The organism is Gluconobacter cerevisiae (genome assembly GCF_015244675.1).
Taxonomy (GTDB): domain Bacteria; phylum Pseudomonadota; class Alphaproteobacteria; order Acetobacterales; family Acetobacteraceae; genus Gluconobacter; species Gluconobacter cerevisiae.
Window position 1 is genome coordinate 130,238 of sequence record NZ_JABCQO010000007.1, and the last position, 20,519, is coordinate 150,756.

At 50.2% G+C, this 20,519-nt stretch carries 17 protein-coding genes; 14 read left to right on the forward strand and 3 right to left on the reverse strand.

Going from position 1 to position 20,519, the window contains the following annotated elements; translation table 11 throughout:
• Nucleotides 1-76: 76 nt before the first annotated feature.
• Together HKD21_RS09730 and HKD21_RS09735 are read right to left on the reverse strand one after the other, a co-directional pair.
• The gene (locus tag HKD21_RS09730) at nt 77-805 is read right to left on the reverse strand and encodes a hypothetical protein (protein WP_194255501.1); all 729 of its coding nucleotides are present in this window, start codon (nt 803-805) and stop codon (nt 77-79) included.
• A gap of 222 nt (nt 806-1,027) precedes the next feature.
• On the reverse strand, nt 1,028-1,795 hold the full coding sequence (locus tag HKD21_RS09735) for an alpha/beta fold hydrolase (protein WP_194255502.1): 768 nt from the start codon (nt 1,793-1,795) through the stop codon (nt 1,028-1,030).
• Between the two features lie 167 nt (nt 1,796-1,962).
• Between HKD21_RS09735 and HKD21_RS09740 the strand changes: the two genes are divergently transcribed.
• The 13 genes from HKD21_RS09740 to aspT all read left to right on the forward strand — a co-directional run bounded on the left by HKD21_RS09740 (nt 1,963) and on the right by aspT (nt 19,607).
• Nucleotides 1,963-3,741, forward strand: coding sequence for a chloride channel protein (locus tag HKD21_RS09740; RefSeq protein WP_194255525.1), 1,779 nt, complete (start codon nt 1,963-1,965; stop codon nt 3,739-3,741).
• A gap of 99 nt (nt 3,742-3,840) precedes the next feature.
• Nucleotides 3,841-4,308, forward strand: a complete 468-nt coding sequence (locus HKD21_RS09745; protein ID WP_194255503.1) for a RidA family protein — start codon at nt 3,841-3,843, stop codon at nt 4,306-4,308.
• 15 nt (nt 4,309-4,323) lie between these two features.
• Nucleotides 4,324-5,505 carry a GNAT family N-acetyltransferase gene (locus HKD21_RS09750; protein WP_194255504.1) on the forward strand — a complete coding sequence of 394 codons (1,182 nt, stop codon included), beginning with the start codon at nt 4,324-4,326 and terminating at the stop codon, nt 5,503-5,505.
• 82 nt (nt 5,506-5,587) lie between these two features.
• Nucleotides 5,588-6,328: a flagellar basal-body rod protein FlgF gene (flgF, locus tag HKD21_RS09755; protein WP_194255505.1), complete on the forward strand. Its 741-nt coding sequence runs from the start codon at nt 5,588-5,590 to the stop codon at nt 6,326-6,328.
• A 33-nt stretch (nt 6,329-6,361) separates the two neighbouring features.
• Nucleotides 6,362-7,153, forward strand: a complete 792-nt coding sequence (gene flgG / locus HKD21_RS09760; RefSeq protein ID WP_099285993.1) for a flagellar basal-body rod protein FlgG — start codon at nt 6,362-6,364, stop codon at nt 7,151-7,153.
• Between the two features lie 3 nt (nt 7,154-7,156).
• Nucleotides 7,157-8,149, forward strand: coding sequence for a flagellar basal body P-ring formation chaperone FlgA (gene flgA / locus HKD21_RS09765; RefSeq protein WP_194255506.1), 993 nt, complete (start codon nt 7,157-7,159; stop codon nt 8,147-8,149).
• A gap of 1,148 nt (nt 8,150-9,297) precedes the next feature.
• Nucleotides 9,298-9,849, forward strand: coding sequence for a sorbitol dehydrogenase family protein (locus tag HKD21_RS09770; RefSeq protein ID WP_194255507.1), 552 nt, complete (start codon nt 9,298-9,300; stop codon nt 9,847-9,849).
• A gap of 52 nt (nt 9,850-9,901) precedes the next feature.
• Nucleotides 9,902-11,329, forward strand: coding sequence for a cytochrome c (locus tag HKD21_RS09775; RefSeq protein ID WP_194255508.1), 1,428 nt, complete (start codon nt 9,902-9,904; stop codon nt 11,327-11,329).
• A gap of 20 nt (nt 11,330-11,349) precedes the next feature.
• A complete protein-coding gene (locus tag HKD21_RS09780) occupies nt 11,350-12,984 on the forward strand; it encodes a GMC family oxidoreductase (RefSeq protein ID WP_194255509.1) in 1,635 nt (544 codons plus the stop codon).
• Between the two features lie 17 nt (nt 12,985-13,001).
• Nucleotides 13,002-13,499 (forward strand): GlcG/HbpS family heme-binding protein, encoded by a 498-nt coding sequence (locus tag HKD21_RS09785; protein ID WP_228121295.1) that lies wholly within the window; start codon nt 13,002-13,004, stop codon nt 13,497-13,499.
• Nucleotides 13,496-14,953: a carbohydrate porin gene (locus HKD21_RS09790; RefSeq protein ID WP_194255510.1), complete on the forward strand. Its 1,458-nt coding sequence runs from the start codon at nt 13,496-13,498 to the stop codon at nt 14,951-14,953. The genes HKD21_RS09785 and HKD21_RS09790 overlap by 4 nt, the downstream gene beginning before the upstream one ends.
• 191 nt (nt 14,954-15,144) lie before the next feature.
• Nucleotides 15,145-17,862: an aminotransferase class I/II-fold pyridoxal phosphate-dependent enzyme gene (locus HKD21_RS09795; protein ID WP_215748041.1), complete on the forward strand. Its 2,718-nt coding sequence runs from the start codon at nt 15,145-15,147 to the stop codon at nt 17,860-17,862.
• Between the two features lie 56 nt (nt 17,863-17,918).
• Nucleotides 17,919-19,607, forward strand: a complete 1,689-nt coding sequence (gene aspT, locus HKD21_RS09800; RefSeq protein WP_194255511.1) for an aspartate-alanine antiporter — start codon at nt 17,919-17,921, stop codon at nt 19,605-19,607.
• A gap of 177 nt (nt 19,608-19,784) precedes the next feature.
• Here the strand turns inward: aspT and HKD21_RS09805 are convergent, their stop codons facing one another.
• Nucleotides 19,785-19,958: a transposase gene (locus HKD21_RS09805; RefSeq protein ID WP_194255512.1), complete on the reverse strand. Its 174-nt coding sequence runs from the start codon at nt 19,956-19,958 to the stop codon at nt 19,785-19,787.
• 138 nt (nt 19,959-20,096) lie between these two features.
• Between HKD21_RS09805 and HKD21_RS09810 the strand changes: the two genes are divergently transcribed.
• Nucleotides 20,097-20,246, forward strand: a complete 150-nt coding sequence (locus HKD21_RS09810; RefSeq protein WP_194255513.1) for a hypothetical protein — start codon at nt 20,097-20,099, stop codon at nt 20,244-20,246.
• The last annotated feature ends 273 nt before the right edge of the window (nt 20,247-20,519 follow it).

Below are 20,519 nucleotides of genomic sequence, written 5' to 3' on the forward strand. Positions count from 1 at the left end.
TGTTGCAGACAATATCTCCGCGCCCCAGGTATGGCAGCCCGGGCACGGAGATAGCCGTTAAAAGGTTAAGGTTTCGTTAATGCGCCATTTCTGGTGTTGTGGCGTAAATCTCGTGACTGGCTTTTTCAAACATCTCAATACATTCGCGCATATTGGCCGTCAGGGCTGCGCGGGTGATGTCGGGGTCGTTGGATGGATAATATCCGCGGGCCAGATCTTCATCGATTTCCAGATGGGACGGGCCGTCATGCTCATGTTCATCATGCGCCAGACCCCAAGTCCAATGCTTCTTCGCGAACATGTCCGTGAATTTCGGAGCATGACAGAGATAGGCGGCCAGCTCTTCGGCGATGTATTCGACAGCAGCAAGCCATGAGAAGAAGACGACGGGATCTTCGCTGTCGGCATTGGCGATCAGCTTCTGGACCGTGGGAAGCGTATCGTAATGGGTTCCATACAGGTCGAGGCCGAATTCTTTTGCGCCGTCAGCCCAGAGAATGGCGTGTGAGCCTTCTTCTTCCTTCATTTCCCGTACGGCCTCACGGGCTTCTGAAAAGAAGGTTTTGATACGGGCCTGCCCGAAACGCTGGACGAGCGGTTTGATGGGAAGGTGGCCGACGCGTACGTCAATAGCGCGCTCAAAAGCCTGAATAAAAGGCCACCAGCCGATCATCATGGCCTTAATAGTCTCTTTATCGCCATGAGCTGCGCCCCGGGCCAGGGCGGAAGAATAGATTTTCTCGCGTGTAAAGACACGCATTTCGGCACGATTTACCAAAGGCTCGGAGAACAGTAGAGCGTACATCCGCGTAATCCTGAAGAAGTTTATTACATGCGCCGTTCTGGCAGGGATGTTGTAGGCGGTAATTTACCAGAAAAGTAAGTTTTTTACTTTAATTTTAATTGAGTTTTATTAAATTTGCAAAATATTAATATATTATAGTCTGTGAATGTTGCTTTATCGTAATAATTTTTCCAGCATAAAACAGCCATCCCTGAGTCCTGTTTGATGTCGTAACGTCTTTCTTCAGGCCGGAACCTGAAGAAACGCCATCATTTCCTTAAGAAACGCCCGCGGCTGTTCTACGTGAAGCCAGTGTCCGGCATCGGGCAAAGACTGAATCACCGCATGTGGGAAGAGCGCCAGGATGTGATCGTGATGTTCGGGCAGGACATAGGGCGAGGCTCCGCCACGCAGAAAAAGGACCGGCCCTTCGTAGGGGGCAATCTGAAGGTCGGGCCAGCTTTCGATGTCATGAATGTCGCGGGAGAGCGCGTCGAAACCGATGTTCCAGCCCGGAGAATCGCCCAGCCGGATGTTTTGCAGCAGCAGTTCGGCGACGGGACGGCTGCCTGTGATGGGCTCCAGAAGGGCCAGACCTTCCCGGCGCTCCAGTGATGAGGGGAATGTGAGGGTTTCGAGCTTCGAGATCATCTCGCGCTGCCCATGTCCCGTTCGCGCCGGGGCGATGTCCGCAACGAGCAGTTTCGTGACGCGTTCCGGGGCGGCGAGTGCGAGCATCATGCCAACCTTGCCGCCCATGGAATGTCCGACGACTGCAAAACGTTCGATTCCCAGATCGTCCAGCGTTTCCAGAACGTCCTGTGCCATGAGGGCATAGCTGGCGGGACCATGCGGGCTGTGGCCATGGTTGCGCAGATCCAGCGCCAGTGTCCGGAAGGTCGCGGACGCGCCGCGCTGGAGGAAGCCGAGATTCCGGGCCCGGCCGAACAGTCCGTGCAGGAAAACGACCGTCTCCGGGCCTTCGCCGCGTTCGATGGCATGCAGTTTCATCGGTGATCCTTCCATGACAGCTGTTGATCGGCAGCGCGCTTGCCGTCAAACAGGATCACACCTGCCGCCCGGGAGCCCGCTTGTCTACCAGTCCCGCCCCTTCGCCTGCTTCTCCTGAGGGTTCCGAAAACCGTTTTCAGGGGAGTGTCCGCCTGTTGCGACAGCGGATGAACCGCTTTCAGGCGCGTCTGTTTCCTCATGCTCCTTTGAATCTGCGAACACTGGTTCGTAGTAATGAAATCTGGCTGAGCGTATTGGCGGGATTTGTCGGCGTTCTGTCGGGGCTGTGCGTGGTCGTTATGACCCATCTCACCTTCTGGATGCACAGGCTGCTTTTTGGTGTTTCGGGCGGGGCTGGCGGTCATCTGTCCGGGCTGAGCGCCCTGCCACCTCTCCGGACAGTCGTAGTCCTGAGTAGCGGCGGCCTGGTAATCGGCCTGTTTGGGGTGCTGATCGCAAAAATCATGCCGCGCAGTCCGGTGGATCCCATCGAAGCGAATGCGCTGCATGGCGGGCGCATGTCGGTGCGGGACAGTCTGGTTATTGTCTGCCAGACTGTTCTGTCCAATGGCGTGGGTGGCTCCATCGGGCTTGAAGCCGGGTTTACCCAGATTGCGGCAGCGTTTGGCTCGCGGATCGGGCGCTCCTTCCGGGTGCGCCGGGAAGATCTGCGTGTTCTGGTGGGGGCTGGGGCCGGTGCGGCGATCGGGGCGGCGTTCGATGCGCCGGTGGCCGGTGCGTTCTATGCGTTCGAACTGGTGATCGGGTCCTATTCTCTGGGCAGTCTGTCCCCCGTGGCCGTGGCCGCGCTGGCGGGTGTGGGTGTGACGCGCTTTCTGGGTAGTGTGCCGCCGGGCATCGTCATTCCGTCTCCCGGAGACCTGTCGTGGGAAGGAACGGCCGGGGCGGTCCTCATCAGTGTTCTGACGGCGCTGACGGCTATCGGGCTGATGTTCTGCGTCACCCAGACGGAGGGGCTGTTCCGGCGCATGCCCGGCCCGGTCTGGCTACGTCCGGCGGTGGGCGGACTGATTGTGGGAGGGCTGGCGACGCTGCACCCCTCCGTTCTGTCTGCAGGACATGAAGCGATGCGGACTGTCTTTGCGGGGAATGTTACCGCGCGAATGGCCGTTGTGCTTTTGCTCCTGAAAGCGTTGGCATCGTGCCTGTGTATCGGGTCCGGGTTCCGCGGAGGGCTGTTTTTCGCGTCGCTGTATCTCGGGTCGCTGGCCGGGACGATTTACGGCGCGCTTCTAGCCCCCTTGGGCGTTGCGCCGGATTCCGTTACGGCCTGCGCCCTGATTGGTATGAGCGCCATGGCCGTGGCCGTCATCGGCAGTCCCATGACAATGGTATGCCTGATGCTGGAACTGACCGGCAGCGTGTCCATGAGCGGTGCCACGCTGGTGGCCGCAGTGCTCTCCCTCCTCACGGTGCGGCGCCTGTTCGGCTATAGCTTCGCGACATGGCGCTTCCATCTGCGCGGCGAATCCATCCGCTCCGCCGTCGATATCGGTTGGATGCGCTCTCTGAATGTGCGTCGCATGATGCGCGGGCAGGTCCGGACCCTCCCGGCGGAGACGTCCGTGAGCCGGGCGCAGACGCTGTTTCCCCTCGGTTCGGCCCAGCGGGTCGTATTGCTTGATGAAGCCGGTCATTATGACGGCATCGCCCATCTGGCGGAACTGCATGCCGCGCCTTCCGATCAGACACCGATCAGAACGCTGGCCCTGTTCCGTAACGCCATGCTCACACCGCTCATGAATGTCCGCGAGGCGATCGAACTGTTCGAAAAAGCCGAGGCCGATGCACTTGTCGTCGTCGAAGATCCACAATCCCGGCAGGTGATCGGAACCTTGACCGAACAGCACGCCCTGCGCCGCTATGCGGAGGAACTCGAACGCAGCCGCAGAAGCCTTGCGGGTGATGACAGTCTGCCAACCTGACCCGGCTCCGGCCTTTCCCCCTTGGCATCGGGCCGTTCCCGCTTCAACATATAGTCCTATCAGATGCCCGTTCCGGGCGCCCTAACCGGAGATTTTCCCATGACCGCGACCCCCGAATCCCGCCTCGCCGCCCTCGACATCACGCTGCCGGTCGCAGCCGCTCCGGTTGCGAACTACGTCACGACCGTACGGACGGGAAACCTGCTCGTCGTTTCCGGCCAGCTCCCGCTGGTGGATGGCAAGCTGCTCATCACCGGCAAGCTGGGTGACGAAGTTTCGGCCCATGCCGGTGTGGCCTGTGCTCGCGCCTGCCTCATCAATGTTCTGGCGCAGGCCAAGGCCGCACTGGACGGCGATCTTTCCCGCATCACGCGCGTTGTGCGTCTGGGTGGTTTCATTGCCTGCACGCCCGAATTCACCGACCACGCTACCGTCATGAACGGAGCGTCCGATCTGGCTGTCGAGGTGTTCGGTGACGCCGGACGCCATGCGCGCTCCACCATCGGCGTGCCGAGCCTGCCCGTGAATGCCCCGGTCGAGGTCGAGGCATTGTTCGAAATCGCCTGATACGGGAGAAACCGAATGGGAGAAACGGAGACCATGCCGTCCCCCGACTGGAGCCTGAGCCTTCATGCCTCGATCCACGAGATCGGGGCCGAAGCCTGGGACGCCTGTGCGGGAGCGGACAATCCGTTTGTCTCTTTCGGTTTTCTGTCCGCCCTTGAAGACAGCGGTTCCGTCGCGGACCGCTCTGGCTGGCTGGTTCGTCATGCCGCCTTGCGCGCGCCGGACGGCTCCATCGCGGCCCTCGCCCCGCTTTATGGAAAATCCCATTCCTGGGGCGAGTACGTCTTCGACCAGAGCTGGGCCCGCGCCTATGAAGCCGCGGGCGGGCGCTACTATCCAAAATTCGTCTGCGCTGTTCCGTTTTCACCGGTTCCCGGACCCAGACTCCTGTTGCATCCGGATCTGCCTGATCCGCAAGCTGTGGCGCAGGCGCTCGCCGCCGCGCTCATTCAGGCGACGGCGCAGCTTGGCCTGTCGTCTTTACATGCCAATTTCTGCGACGTGGCTTCGCTGAATGCCTTTACCGATGCCGGATATCTGCCGCGCACAGGCCTTCAATATCATTGGCAGAATAACGGCTACACGACGTTCGATGACTTTCTGGCCGCGCTGTCTTCCCGCAAACGTAAGTCTATCCGTAAGGAACGCAATGCCGCCCAGTCCTGTGGTCTGACCTTCAGCACGCTCCGCGGAAGTGACATCACGCCGGAAGACTGGAAAGCATTCTACCGCTTCTATCAGTCCACGATCGACCGCAAATGGGGCAGCGCCTATCTGACGGAGCGTTTCTTTCCCATGCTGTCCGAGCGCCTCGGAGACCGCGTGGTTCTGATGATGGCCCATCATGACGGAAAAGCTGTCGCCGGGGCCCTGAATCTCATGGGGGCGGATGCGCTGGTCGGGCGGAACTGGGGCTGCGAGGGAGACTGGCCCTTCCTGCATTTCGAGCTGTGTTATTATCGTGCGATTGCTTTCGCCATCGAACACGGCCTCTCCCGCGTCGAAGCCGGGGCACAGGGTGAGCATAAGATCCAGCGCGGTTATCTTCCGAGCTTCACCCATTCCGTCCATGCCATTCTCGATCCCGGTCTGCGACAGGCGGTCGCCGCCTTTGTGGATGAGGAACGAACCGCCCTGCAGGCGGAGGCGGCGGAACTGCTGACTCTTTCACCATATCGTCATGGCGAGTCGGGTTAAGGGCGTTCGTTTAACGATTGGGAAAGCTTTGTACCGTTACGCTGTGCTCCGAAATCGGGATTGACCGGAGCCTGTAACGCCCATGGAGAACAGTACCTATATCGCGCTTTCGCGTATGGACGCCCAGCAGCGCGCCATGTCTGTGGTTGCGGACAATATGTCGAACGCATCGACCGTGGGCTACAAACGCGAAAATGTCCTCTTCAGTGACTTCCTGTCCCATCAGCATGGCTCTAAACAGGCCGAGGGTGCGGATACGGAATCCTATACGCAGGACCGTGCGACATACCGGGACTTTCAGCAGGGCGACATGCAGTCCACCGGCAATCCTCTGGATCTGGCGCTTGGAGGCGAGGGGTATTTTCAGGTCCGCACCGCCAATGGTGTGCGCCTGACACGGGCAGGACGCTTTGAGGAACAGCAGGATGGGGCTGTCGTCGATGCAAGCGGGAATGCCCTGCTGGACCGTGACGGTCAGCCGATCGTACTCCCCCAGACCGACCATCGAATCACCATTTCCGCCGATGGTGTGATCTCGACCGAAACCGGCGAACAGGGCCAGATCGGCATCGTGACGGCGCAGGACGACAACAAGCTTCAGGCAGAAGGCAGCAGGCTCCTGCGGACGGATCAGCCTACAACCGCTGTGGAGCGGCCCAATATCGTGCAGGGCATGGTGGAAGGCAGCAACGTTCAGATGATGACCGAAGTGACTAAGATGATGGAAATCCAGCGGAATTTCCAGTTCATGGCGCAGTTCGTGGATGCCGAAGCCACGCGTCAGAAAAACGCCATCGACAAGATCGTTCAGGTCTCGGCCTGATTATTTCCCCTGACGGGACAAGGATAATTTTCCATGCGCGCACTCGACATCGCCGGAACGGGCATGCAGGCCCAGCAGACCAATGTGGAAACCATTTCCAACAACATCGCGAATATGAGTACCACGGGATATAAACGCTCCCGTGCCGAGTTTCAGGATCTGATCTACCAGAACCTTCGTCGTGTGGGCGCAAGCTCGTCCGATACCGGGACGACCATTCCGGCTGGCGCACAGGTCGGCCTTGGTGTGAAAACGGCGGCGATTTATCGCATCAACGATCAGGGCAGCCTTGAGCAGACCAGCAACTCCCTGGATATGGCGGTTCAGGGGCGCGGTTATTTTCAGGTCCAGCTTCCCTCGGGGCAGCTTGCCTATACCCGCGACGGTACGTTCTCGATGGACAATAATGGTTCTCTTGTGACCGCAGACGGCTATCTCATCAGCCCGACGATCACGATCCCCAACAATGCACAGAGCATTTCGATTGATCAGTCCGGTCAGGTCAGTGTGCAGGTCGCCGGGCAGAATAATACGACGCTCGTCGGGCAGCTTCAGTTGGGCATTTTCACAAACGAAAACGGTTTGGCTGCGATGGGGCAGAACCTGTTTACGCAGACGACGGCCTCAGGCGATGCCATGATGGGTAACCCTGAAGCTGTTGGCTACGGCAGCATCATGCAGGGTTATGTCGAGAACTCGAACGTCAATGTCGTAACCGAAATCACCGATCTTATTACGGCACAACGCGCCTATGAGATGAACAGCAAGGTCATTACCGCGTCTGATGACATGTTGAAGACTGTTACCAATTTAGGTGGTGCTTAAAATATGAACCGTGCCCTACTGACGGGTAGCATTCTGCTGCTGGCTGGGTGTGGTGATTTTTCTTTCGCATTGGGCGCGACATTGCGCACGAATGTTAATGTCGACCACCCGCGTGTACGTCTGTCCGATCTGTTTGCCGATCTGGGTAAGGGACAGGACACCGATATCGGCGATGCCCCGGCTCTGGGGGCGAGTTATGTAGTAGGTGGCCCGCAGTTGACGGCTATTGCCGCTCAGTTTGGCGTGGACTGGCCTGATGCCTCACCTTTGGTGTCCGCGACCGTGACGCATACGGCTCGCATGATTACAGCGGATGATGTCCTTCCTATCGTCCGTGAAGGGCTGGAACTGCCGTCCGAGGCGCGGGTGGAAGTAGCATTGACCGGTTTCAAACCTGTACCGGTTCCGGTTTCGGATCAGGGGGCACCCGCTATCTTGCATATTGATCGACCACCTCATGGCAGCGAACATTTTACGGCACGGCTTGAGGTACCTTCTACCAAAGGCGGGCAGGGAACGGCTTTCAATGTCAGCGGAACGGCGACAATGGAAGTGCGTGCGGTGACGCTGCGCCATGCCATGCATCTGGGGCAGCCCATCCTGTCGGACGATGTCACCATGACGTTTGTTCGCGTCGGTTTGATTCCGGATGATGCGTTACAGAACCCTGAGGACGCGGTTGGTCTGGAGGCGCGTGGCGTGCTTGCAGCCGGTCAGGTTCTCAGTGTCTCGGAACTCGCACATCCTCAATTGGTGCATCGCGGATCGCCGGTTGTGGCGACCTTCTCCGGCCAGAGCCTTCATCTGACGGTATCTGGAACCGTTCTGGAAGCAGGAGGAAAAGGCGATACCGTGCATGTTTACAATGCCAGCAGCCATATGGTTCTGACGGGACGTGTTATGGACAGAACGGAAGTAGAAGTTATTCCGGGCATTATGCCGCTTTCTGCCGATAGCAGAATGCATCAACAGACAACGGCTCTCCCTTCTCTTTGACGGGGCAGTTTCTGGTTTCGGTTGATTAAACCTTACGTCACCAGAAAATCCTCCCACTAAGATTAGGTCTCCTAGCCATAAGAGATAATTGCAGCACAACAGATGCCTGAGAAGAAGACAGTTGGGCATCTATTGTAGGGTATTGCGTACAAAGCCTGCCGTCAGCCTTTGAGCATCCCGAACATAATCTCGATCCGGTTATGGCAGTTGTATTTCTGGTTGTCGTATTTAGATGGGGCCCTTGCGGGATCTCTGTTGTTGAGGAGGGGAATCTGATCCCTTTCTTCTCTAACGTATCTCGGAACAAGTAAGCATCTTGGTCATGGCAGGCAGTTTTGTATTGATGCCATTTTTCGTGCGTTCGATCAGGCAACCAGAATTCTCTTTTTTAGCCGTTAGCCCGAAGGCGTGTGTGGTGTTTTGGGATAGGTCGTATCGATCATGGTGGTCTGGGGCTTTACGTGTGCGGCAACGAGGCTGTCAGTCAGTATAAGTTGCTCGTCGTTGCCCTCATTATAGAGCCTGAAAAAAGATCCTATTTAAAGATCGATGGATACTGTCGATAATATTTATACAAATTAAAAATAAGCGGGTGCTTCCTGTCCCGAATATCAAAGCCTTGAATTGAATGAACGTAGTTAGTGGACTCCAGAAAGAAGGAATCTGTCCGACACGGTAGGTCACTGGCAAATTAAGCCAATAGGTAGGCTCAGGGGTTCGAAAACTGCTTATGTCATTATTGAGAAATTTGAGATTGTGCTGTTTTGAGGGAATAAGAATGATAAAAATACCGGAATTCTTAATTTATTATAATAATGGAATGTTATCATAGGACAATATAAAATGTTTTATGAGTTGCGATGGAGTTTTATAATCATTGATGATGAAAATTATTCAGAAAATTAAAAACAGAGTTTATCAATAATTAAATAGAAATACAAAAATAGTTTTTATTTAATTATTAGAATTTTATAAAATATTTATTGGAATATTTTTTGCAGTGATATTTATCTCAAAAACGTTACCAGTAATAAAAAATAAAATCAATATTGTGTTATTGTGAACAAAAAATAGTCATTTCTATTATTATCGAAAATTCTAGAAGAGGAAGAAACGCATATCGAACTATGTCTTCTAGGAGAGCGCCATTGGAAAAAATATTTGATCCGAGTCCCGCTGCAATCTCTCTTTCTCGCAGGCGACTCTTGGCTCTCTCCAGTGTCTGCGTGACGGTTGCTGTTGTCGGGAGGGTAAAAAAAGGATCTGCTCAGAGCATCGTGGCATCCAATCGTGATGGCATTTCAGACTTCATGCAGCTTTCAGTTTTTGCTACCGGACATAAAAATCTGGATCTTGGTATTGGCTCAGCACTCTTTCTGGCATTTGAGGCACAGATACGGGATTTCTCAATTCAGGTAACAGCGCTTCGCGAACGCATTATTAAAAGCGGTTATCAGGATGTTGAGGCATTAGATGCGGGCCTTGAAGGAGATCCTCTACGCCCTACGCTTCTTCGGATTATTCGCGGCTGGTATTCCGGTGTTATTGAGGGCGGAACAAACGCAAAAGTTTATGCCTTCGAAACTGCTCTGATGTATCAACCGTCCCGCGATGTCGTGGTTATTCCGACATATGCTCATAACGGACCGAATTACTGGGTTTCGGAACCCGTATCCGTCGATGTCATGCCGGCATTCTAAGGAAATTATCCCAGTGATTATGCGATATTTTCGTCCTCTGTCCGGCACTGCCATGGCAATCGTTTCGCTTCTTGCGGGTACGTCCGTGCTGGCGCAACCGACAGATCCGACACCCGCTTCTGCTCATCGTCCCTCAATCAGTCGCGGCCATTATCTGGCAATTGCTGCCGATTGTGCGGCCTGTCATACCAATGGGAGGAATGGTCAGTTTCTTGCCGGCGGTTATGCAATATCTTCGCCAATGGGAAATATTTATTCGACCAATATTACTCCGTCGAAGACCTATGGTATTGGGAACTATACGCTGGAGCAATTTTCTCAGGCGCTCCGGCACGGCATTCGTGCAGATGGTGCTCAGCTTTATCCAGCTATGCCTTATGATGCTTATAATCGACTGACAGATGAAGACGTCAAATCGCTCTACGTGTACATCATGACTGAAGTAAAACCCGTGGATGCGCCTTCGCCAAGAACGCAACTCCCTTTTCCTTTTTCGGTCCGTGCATCACTTGGTATCTGGAAAATTGCGGCAAGAATTGAAGGCAAACCTTATGTCTTCGATCACACCCATAATGATGATTGGAATCGTGGTCGTTATCTGGTCGATGAGCTCGCGCATTGTGGTGAGTGCCATACTCCTCGTAACTTCCTGCTTGCTCCCAATCAGTCCGCTTATCTTGCTGGAGCGGACATAGGATCATGGCGTGCGCCAAATATTACGAATGATCCTCAAAGTGGCATTGGTGGTTGGTCGGATCGGGATCTTTTTCAGTATCTGAAGACTGGAAAAACCCTACACGCCCGTGCGGCGGGGCCAATGGCAGAGGCAATCGAACATAGTCTGCAATATCTGCCAGACTCTGATATTTCTGCCATGATTACGTATCTGCGCTCAGTCCCAGCAAAAACAGAAGCGGGTCAGACGATCGCTAATTTTGCACATACCGGCCGACCGTCCAGTTATAACGTCAGTGACGCCAATACCCGTCGTAGTAACAGTACACTTTCAAACACGGCAGATGGGGCGGTTCTTTACGAAGCTGTATGTTCCAGTTGCCACCAGTCTGATGGCAAAGGATCTTCAGACGGCTATTACCCCTCCCTTATCGGCAATACGACCACTGGGCAGTTCAATCCGAACGATCTGATCGCCAGTATTCTTTACGGCGTGGATCGCACAACGGGTGATCACGAAATTCTAATGCCGGCCTTTGGACCGGACTCTTTGGTGCAACCTCTAACAGATGAACAAATAGCGGCAGTGGCCGATTACGTACTGAGCCATTTTGGTAACGCGCAGGCCACAGTCTCTGTCGATGCCGTCAAGCAGGTGCGCGCAGGTGGAAAACAGGTTCCGATCGCCAAACTTGCCAATCCAGGGGTGATGTTCCTTCTCGGGGCTGGTGGCGTCTTGGGAGTTGTTTTGGTGATAGGTGGCCTCTGGTGGTTGATCAGCCGTCGCCAAAAGCGTTCCACTTAATAGAATTCAAGGATAAAGCCATGTCTAGTGAAACGCTTTCGACTGATGTTGTCATCGTTGGGGCCGGCATTTGCGGATCTTTACTCGCTCACAAGCTTGTTCGGAACGGGCTTTCTGTTCTTCTGCTGGATGCAGGTCCTCGTCGTGATCGCGCACAGATCCTAGAGAACTGGCGGAATATGCCGCCTGACAACAAGTCTCAGTATGATTATGCAACGCCTTATCCAAGCGTACCGTGGGCACCGCATACCAATTATTTTCCGGATAACAATTACCTGATTGTCAAAGGTCCTGATCGGACAGCTTATAAGCAGGGAATTATCAAGGGTGTCGGCGGTACGACCTGGCACTGGGCTGCTTCAAGCTGGCGGTATCTTCCGAACGATTTCAAGTTGCATTCCACTTATGGCGTCGGACGTGATTACGCCATGAGCTATGACGAGCTTGAACCCTATTATTACGAAGCTGAGTGCGAAATGGGTGTGATGGGACCAAATGGGGAAGAGATTACGCCTTCTGCTCCTCGTAAAAATCCATGGCCGATGACTTCCATGCCTTACGGATACGGAGATCGCACTTTCACGAAGATTGTCAGCAAACTTGGCTTGTCGAATACTCCCGTCCCACAGGCGCGTAATAGTCGGCCTTACGATGGTCGGCCGCAATGCTGTGGGAATAACAACTGCATGCCAATTTGCCCGATTGGTGCGATGTACAACGGCGTATATGCAGCAATAAAAGCAGAGAAGCTGGGGACAAAAATTATCCCCAATGCTGTCGTCTATGCGATGGAAACGGATGCAAAAAACAGGATTACAGCCATCCGATTCTATGATCCTGACAAGCAATCTCACCGCGTTGTCGCAAAAACGTTCGTGATTGCTGCAAATGGGATTGAAACTCCAAAATTGCTGCTTCTTGCTGCCAACGACCGAAATCCTAACGGTATTGCCAACTCTTCCGATCTTGTTGGTCGAAACATGATGGACCATCCAGGTATTGGCATGAGTTTTCAGTCAGCAGAACCTATCTGGGCTGGTGGGGGTTCAGTCCAGATGAGTTCTATTACTAACTTTCGTGATGGCGATTTTCGTTCGGATTATGCTGCCACACAGATCGGATATAATAATACGGCTCAGAATTCTCGTGCCGGAATGAAGGCGCTGTCCATGGGGTTGGTTGGTCGGAAACTGGACGAAGAAATCCGACGGCGCACAGCTCATGGCGTGGATATTTATGCCAACCATGAAGTCCTTCCAGATCCTAATAACCGTCTTGTGCTTTCCAAGGATCATAAAGATGCTCTCGGCATCCCTCATCCTGAAGTGACGTATGATGTGGGGGAATATGTTCGTAAATCGGCTGTTATTTCGCGGCAACGTCTCATGGATATTGCCAAGGCAATGGGCGGAACCGAGATCGAGATGACTCCCTACTTCACGCCGAATAACCATATTACGGGCGGTACGATCATGGGGAAAGACCCACGTGATTCAGTTGTCGACCAATGGTTGCGCACCCATGACCACGCTAATCTGTTCCTTGCAACAGGTGCCGCAATGGCTGCGTCTGGGACGGTCAACTCAACGTTAACAATGGCTGCGCTGTCATTGCGTACTGCAGATGCCATCCTTAACGATCTGAAACAGGGATAAGTATTTTGATTAAAAGAATGGGGCGCCAGAGCATTGGCGCAATCCTCAGTATTCTCATTGCATCAGCGGGACTGCCAGGAGTTGCTTCAGCAAAGGATTTAGCCGTGAACTTAGAAACATCAAATATTCTTATCGAGCAGGCCAAAAAATTGGCTACGGCCAGCCATAACCGTGTCGCTATTGCTATCGTGGATGCGGGGGGAAATCTTGTGGCGTTTCAGAAGATGGACGGCACACAACTTGGAAGTATCGAACTGGCGATCCGTAAAGCCAAGACCTCTCTTTCGTTCGCGCGCCCGACGGTCGAGATGGAACATGCTCTGAACATTGGAAATTATATGATCAGTACTCTTCCCAATGCTTTGCCTGCAGGGGGGGGATATCCGATTATGGTGAACAATGAGCTTGTAGGAGCCCTTGGGCTCAGTGGGGGTGAAGGCGATACCGATGCTCGCCTTGCCCAGGCCGCTGTCAGCACGTTCCTGAAGCCCTCTAAGGCAAAGAGCTCTGAATGAAAATTCGCCGTCATATTCACAGGAAAAAACTGACGGTCTTTTTCCTGTGTGCGGTTTTCGGGATTATTGGCCCCGGCCGTTATGCGTTCGCACAGAGCGAAACGTCTCAGAACCTGTCGACACCCGAATCCTATAAATCCCGTGCTTTTGCCATGGAAGGTGTCGGCACGTTTACGGTGGGACCATTGGTTCCGTCTCTCTATGGAAATCCTCATCTTTTCGGAGACTGGGGCGGTGCACAGACATGGCTTACCAAACGCGGGCTGTATCTGAATGTCGCTCTTAACGAAGAATATATGGGGAATGTTACTGGTGGGCGTACACGAGACAACGTTCTGGCTGGTCAGGTCGCTGCAGAATTGGATGTGGACTGGCAACAACTTGCGGGTATCAAGGGGCTCTGGACACATCTTCTCGTGATTAACGGTCATGGACGGAGTTTTAGTCATACATTAGGGGATTCTGTAACGAATCCGGAACAAATATATGGTGCGCGTGGTAATGTCGTTGCTCATCTTGTTTCAATGTACATGGATAAATCCTTTTTGAATGATCGTATCATCCTGTCACTTGGAGATATTCCAACAGGAAGTTTTTTTGCTTTTGATTATGTTGCCTGCTCTTTTATGAATGTCTCGGTTTGCAGTAATTTTGCTCCCGGGAAATATGTCCCAGGCGGCCGAGACTGGCCTTCAGGAAATCTGGGTGGCGTATTGCGTCTGCGCCCGACAGAAGAGACTTACATTATGGGGGGCGTTTTCGCGGTTTCTCCCCATAGTTATAATGGTGGAATTTCCGGATGGGCTATGGCTCAAAGCGGTTTGGGTAAGATCTCGTCGCAAATTGAAATCGGCTGGATGCCGTCTTTTGGTAAAAACAAGCTCCGAGGAAATTACAAAATCGGTGCTTGGTATGACAATTCGCGTTATCCCAATCTCTACGAAGATATTAATGGAAATTCGTTTCAGGCTACGGGTCTAGAGCGTCGCTATGAAGCTGGAATGACATCTGCTTGGTTCATGTTTGATCAGATGATTGTGCGTAACGGACCGGGTATTACAGATGGTCTGATCCTGTTGGGAGGGGTCGGATATGCTCAGGGCAATCTTGTTGCCATGCGTGATCATGAGTGGATAGGCGTCGTTGAGAGTGGAACGCCGTGGCATCGAAGTGGCGATCAGGCAGGTGTCATGTTTCAACATATGGATATGAGCCACACAGTTATGCTTCAGCAGGAATCCTCACGAACTCTTGGTCTTCCTTATCTGGATAATCAGTGGGGGCCTGTTTATGGGGTACAGCACTGGGAAAATGTTTATGAGGCATTTTACAGCACCCACATTATGCGTGGCACGACTTTACAAGCCGATTTTCAGTATCTCCAACGCCCAGGGGCTACTACGATATTTAAAGATGCAGCGGTTATTGGAGGGCAGTTAACATCAAATTTTTAGAGATAATCAATTTCTACAATTTATTAGAAATCCGCATTTTGTACCGCTTTATTCCTATTTAAAATTCTCCGATTCGATTTAGAAAACAATGAATTATTAATCTGAATTATTGAAAAACCTGAAGATTGATTGGATTAGGGTGGAACTTTCATGAGTCACTCAACGTTACGGGCAAAAAGGGAAATATTTTCATGGCTATTGATATGTCTGAACATCAGAATTCTCATTCAATGATTAGTAGCGCATTAGCTACTCCTGAATTGCGTGCCGATCGTTGGATGGCTGTTCTTTATCTAGCCAGAAAATGGGAAAAAACAAAAAATCCATCAATTAAAGAACAACTGTTGGTTTCGTTGAAGAATCTTGAAGAGATAGATTTTTATTTTGCTTATCCTGGATCGGTTTCTTTAAATCGCTTAAATGACTATCTGCAGGAAAATGATGCAAAAGCATTTTTGCGGCTTTCACAGCGAATTTCCACAAATATAATTTCAAAAAAATTCCATCGAGATATTTCTGTTTGGGATATTGAAAATTATGAAGACGAGCCTCTCAACAGGTTGCCGCAAGCCATATCGCGTATAAAAACAAAGCCGTATTTTGAAGTTTTAAGTGTTGTCCCACATGCGCGTTCCCGTTGGGAGCATATCAAAGAAGAGACACGGGGTGTGCGGCGTCCTGAAGATGAATTCATTTATGAAACTGTAGTTGTTGGGACTGCTGCAGATGCTCTTAAGGGAGTTTTGTTGAATTCTGATATTGGGTCAGTTATTTTATATGAGGGGTTCGAAAAAGGTTACGATAGTCAAGACGGTTTTTTAAAAGTATTTAAGGAAATAATAGATTTTTCTTCTATAGAAGAAGATGACTGCTTGTCTTTGGGGTTGGCTCAGGCGATAAAGAAAATTCGGCCAGAACTGGATATTTTTCTTTTAAGTGATCAAAATATTGAGGATTTTTCTGGAAAAAAAGAAAGCCTTATTTTTAATCGTATTTTCTACCAGATGGAAGAGCCTTTAGAAATTCATCTTTCTATTATGGAGGCAATTCACTGTCGGTATAAAACTCCTTTTTTCGATAATCTTAAGCGATACGCAGAAAGACCAATAGCAACTTTTCATGCGCTGCCGATTGCGCGCGGCAAGTCTATTTTCACTTCCAATTGGATTAGTGATATGGGCGAATTCTACGGACCAAACCTATTTCTTGCGGAAAGCTCTGCGACAACTGGTGGCTTGGATAGCCTGTTAGAGCCTACAGGTAATATAAAAGATGCCCAAGATATGGCTGCGAAGGCCTTTGGTGCTGATCGAGCATTTTTCGTAACAAATGGAACATCTACAAGTAATAAAATGGTCCTGCAAGCACTTTTAGTGCCTGGGGATATCGTTATTCTAGATAGAAACTGTCATAAATCACACCATTATGGATGTGTTTTGTCTGGAGCTCAGCCTTATTATGTCGAGGCTTTTCCCCTTGTAGAATATTCTATGTATGGAGGTGTTCCCCTCAAGACGATTAAACAAGGCCTCTTAAAATTAAGGGGCCAAGGCGAACTTGATCGTGTAAAAATGGTCGACTTGACGAACTGTACATTTGATGGACATGTTTACGATGTGCGTCGCGTTATGGAGGAGTGTCTGGCAATTAAGCCAGATTTGATTTTCCTATGGGATGAGGCTTGGTTTGGTTTTGCCCACTGGTCGCCTCTACTACGCCAACGGACTGCTATGGGGGCCGCTGCGGCTATCAGCGAAGCTTTAACCCAACCCGAAGCGTTGGCCGCCTGGGAAGATCAGCAGAAACTACTTGGTGGAAATCCGAGTGATGAGATACTGCTTGAAACGCGGTTGGTACCTGATCCACGTGCGGTGAGCATCCGCGTTTATCAAACTAACTCCATTCACAAATCCATGTCGGCCTTGCGCCAAGGGTCGATTGTTTTAGTGAAAGATGTTAAATTCGAGCATGTCGAAGCACAGTTTCATGAAGCTATCTTTACTCATGCGTCAACTAGTCCGAATTTACAAATCATAGCTTCTTTGGATGTTGCTCGACGTCAGATGCAGCTAGAGGGATATGGTCTTGTTGCTAATGCGATGAGGGTTTCGCTCGAAATTCGAAAGCAAATAAATAATCATCCTATAATCTCTAAATATTTTAGAGTGTTAAATAATTCAGAAATGATTCCTGAAGAATTTAGGAAATCGGGTCTTTCTGAATATAATGATCCAAATGTTGATTGGCCTAAAGCTATTGAAGCAATAAAAGATGATGAATTCATTATTGATCCTAGTCGTATGACGTTATTTTGTGGACATGCTGGTTTTGATGGGACTACATTCAAAAATATACTGGCAAGCAAATTCAATATACAACTTAATAAAACCTCAAGAAATAGTGTGCTTCTTCAGTCAAATATAAATAACAATAGAAGTGATATTGCGCTTCTTTTGAGTGTTTTAAATGAAATTTCAATGGATATTGAGAGTAAATATAATAATGGTGGAGGGGAATATCGGAAAAAATTTCAAAATTCTGTTAAAGAATTAATATCTGATCTTCCAGAATTGCCAAATTTCAGCAGATTTGATGATTGCTACCGTAACAATCCGAAATCCGACACACTTCACGGTGATATCCGCCGCGCATTTTACGATGCTTACAATGAAGCGGAGTGTGCATACGTCCTGTTGGATAGTGCTGAAATTGATGAACGACTAAAGTCAGGTCCTATTCTCGTATCAGCAAATTTTGTTATCCCGTATCCTCCAGGATTTCCAATAATGGTTCCTGGACAAGTTATAACTCAAGAAATTGTTGGATTTATGAGAAAATTAGATGTGAAGGAAATACACGGATTTGATAGAGATTTAGGTTTGAAAATATTGAATAAAAAATCGATTTAATCGGACCTATATTTAATTTTACTGAACACATTTTATGAAAGAAGGTATATTTCAGAATGATTTTTCATTGGATTGCAGAAACTCTACGCTCATCACCCGAGCTGGCTATCTTTTTGGCTTTGGCTATTGGCTTCTGGGTCGGTTCCCGAAAATTTGGAAGTTTTAGCCTTGGAGCCGTAACGGGAACATTGCTTGCTGGGGTATTAATTGGACAACTAGGCATCACGATATCACCGCAAATAAAATCAGTATTTTTCATTATGTTCTTATTTGCTGTTGGTTTTGGGGTTGGTCCACAATTTGTCCGAGGAATCGCGAATAATGGCTTACCTCAAGCACTATTCGCCGTTGTTATTGCCTCTCTATGCTTGGTTTGTGTCTATATCGCGGCAGTTTTTTCCGGGTATGGGCCGGGTATGGCAGAAGGTTTGTTGGCAGGATCCCAGACAATTTCGGCATCAATAGGTCTGGCAACGGATGCAATCAATCGTAGCGCTCTTTCCGCCGAACAAATTCAAGAACAATTAAATGCTATACCTGTTGCATATGCTGTAACTTATTTATTTGGGACTGTTGGTACAGGTTGGATATTAGCATTTCTAGGGCCTAAGATTCTTAGAATTAATTTGGAAGAAGAGTGTCAGCGATATGAACGTGAAATGAATATCAAGCCTGTTAATGAAAATTATGAGACGGGCTGGCATCAACATATTATGCGTGCGTATCGTTTGAAAACTATAGGAAAGTTTGCTGGCAAAAGTGTTTTTGCTGCAGAAAAGTCCGCACAAGATAGAATTTTCTTAGAAAATATTCGCCGTGATGGAAAAATAATATCTTTCGATGAAAATACTGTATTAGAGGTGGGAGACTGCGTTGCGGTATCAGGGTCACATGATGCTTTGGTATATTGGTCAAATCATGCTGAAGAGGTTTCAGATAGGGAGTTAATAAATATCCCTATTGAAACAGTAAATGTTGTAATTACAAACAAAAAATTAAATGGTCAGCGTTTAGGAAACTTGGCTGAATCTGATTATTCTCACGGCATATATATAAATAGCATTCATAGAGGGTCTATGGGTGTTGAAGTGCCTTTGTTGTCGGAAACGGATATATTCCGAGGTGATATTATAAATGTTACTGGAACCAGAAGGAATATAGATAAATTACTTAATGAAGTTGGATATGCGGATCGGCCAACGGAAATAACAAGTATAGTTTTAGTTGGTTGTGGAATATTTATTGGTGGATTAGTTGGGTCAATTATTCTTCCTATAGCAGGAGTGCCCATTACGGTTTCTGCTTCTGGAGGAGCTTTGATTGCTGGCCTTGTCTTAGGATGGCTTCGGAGTGTTACACCTAAGATTGGGAATATACCAAACTCTACAGTATGGTTCATGAACACGGTAGGTCTTAATATATTTATTGCTGTGGTTGGAATTTCAGCCGGTCCAACCTTTATTAAAGGTCTTCATGAAGCAGGCGTAAGCGTATTTTTATGGGGGCTTTTTGCTAGCGCAGTACCAATGCTTCTTGCTCCTCTGATAGGGAAATATATTTTTCGATTTGATCCAGCTATAAATCTCGGTTGTTGTGGAGGAGCAAGGACAAGTACAGCGTCTGTTGCAATGGTGGCAGATGTAGCTAAAAGTAACGTTCCGATGTTGGGATATACTGTTCCTTATGCTGTAAGTAATACATTGCTAACTATGTGGGGGTTGGTTATTGTAATTCTTCTTTCTTAGATAGATTTATATTTAATTACTGGAGTGTAACATTTTATAATGACTATGGGATTCTAATTCTGAAGAGCAGAGGGCTTCCCATAGCGACATCGATCATGGCGCCGGATACGTTGAAGTGCTCTTTGTAGTTGCGGACTAAGCATCACCACCGTGTCATCCAGCCAAACGTACGCTCCATCACCCAACGCAGCTGCGGGCCATATAGCGGATCGCGTTCAGCATCTCGCGCATGTCCACTGTCAGCTTGCGATCGTGCTTCGCCACTGGCGGGAGAAACGGCTGCACCCTTTTCCACTCGGCTTCGGTCAGATCTATCGGATAGCGTCTGGTTGTCTTCTCGATATGGGTCATCCGGCCACGGCTCGCTCGGGTCCACATCCCCAGCTTGAAGTGCGCCCAGATCAGACCGCCAAGCACATTCTCAAACGGGATCTAAAGCCTGTTAGATCTTGAATGGTGGAGTGGGCAGCACAGCTTATTGTGATGAACATGATGCAGTCTGTGTTTTTCGATAATGCAGCGTGGTCGATTGGGGAATCTCTGATCGAGGATGTGCGCCTCAAGGGTAAGACCACGCCGCGCAATCTGTGGCGAACCATGCTGGCGATTCTCTGGAGCCATCAGAACGAGGCAGATTGACAAGCCATTCTCTCGGAACCTAGCTCCTGGTGAATTACAGCAGCCCAGCTTTTCATTCGGTGGGCGAAGGCGAGTGTCTGACAGTCTCTCTTCGAACGGTTAAAAGACCTTGATCGCGCCCCTGGTATGGTCTTTTTCGATGGCACTAACATTCGAGCCCACTGACGTGCCCCCCTTTTTGTATCCACTCAAAAGGAGAGTTCTCGTTTTTTATGGCTTTGGGTTGATTGGATGACAAGTGTCTCGGAGGCATGCCCCCGAGACACTTGTCTG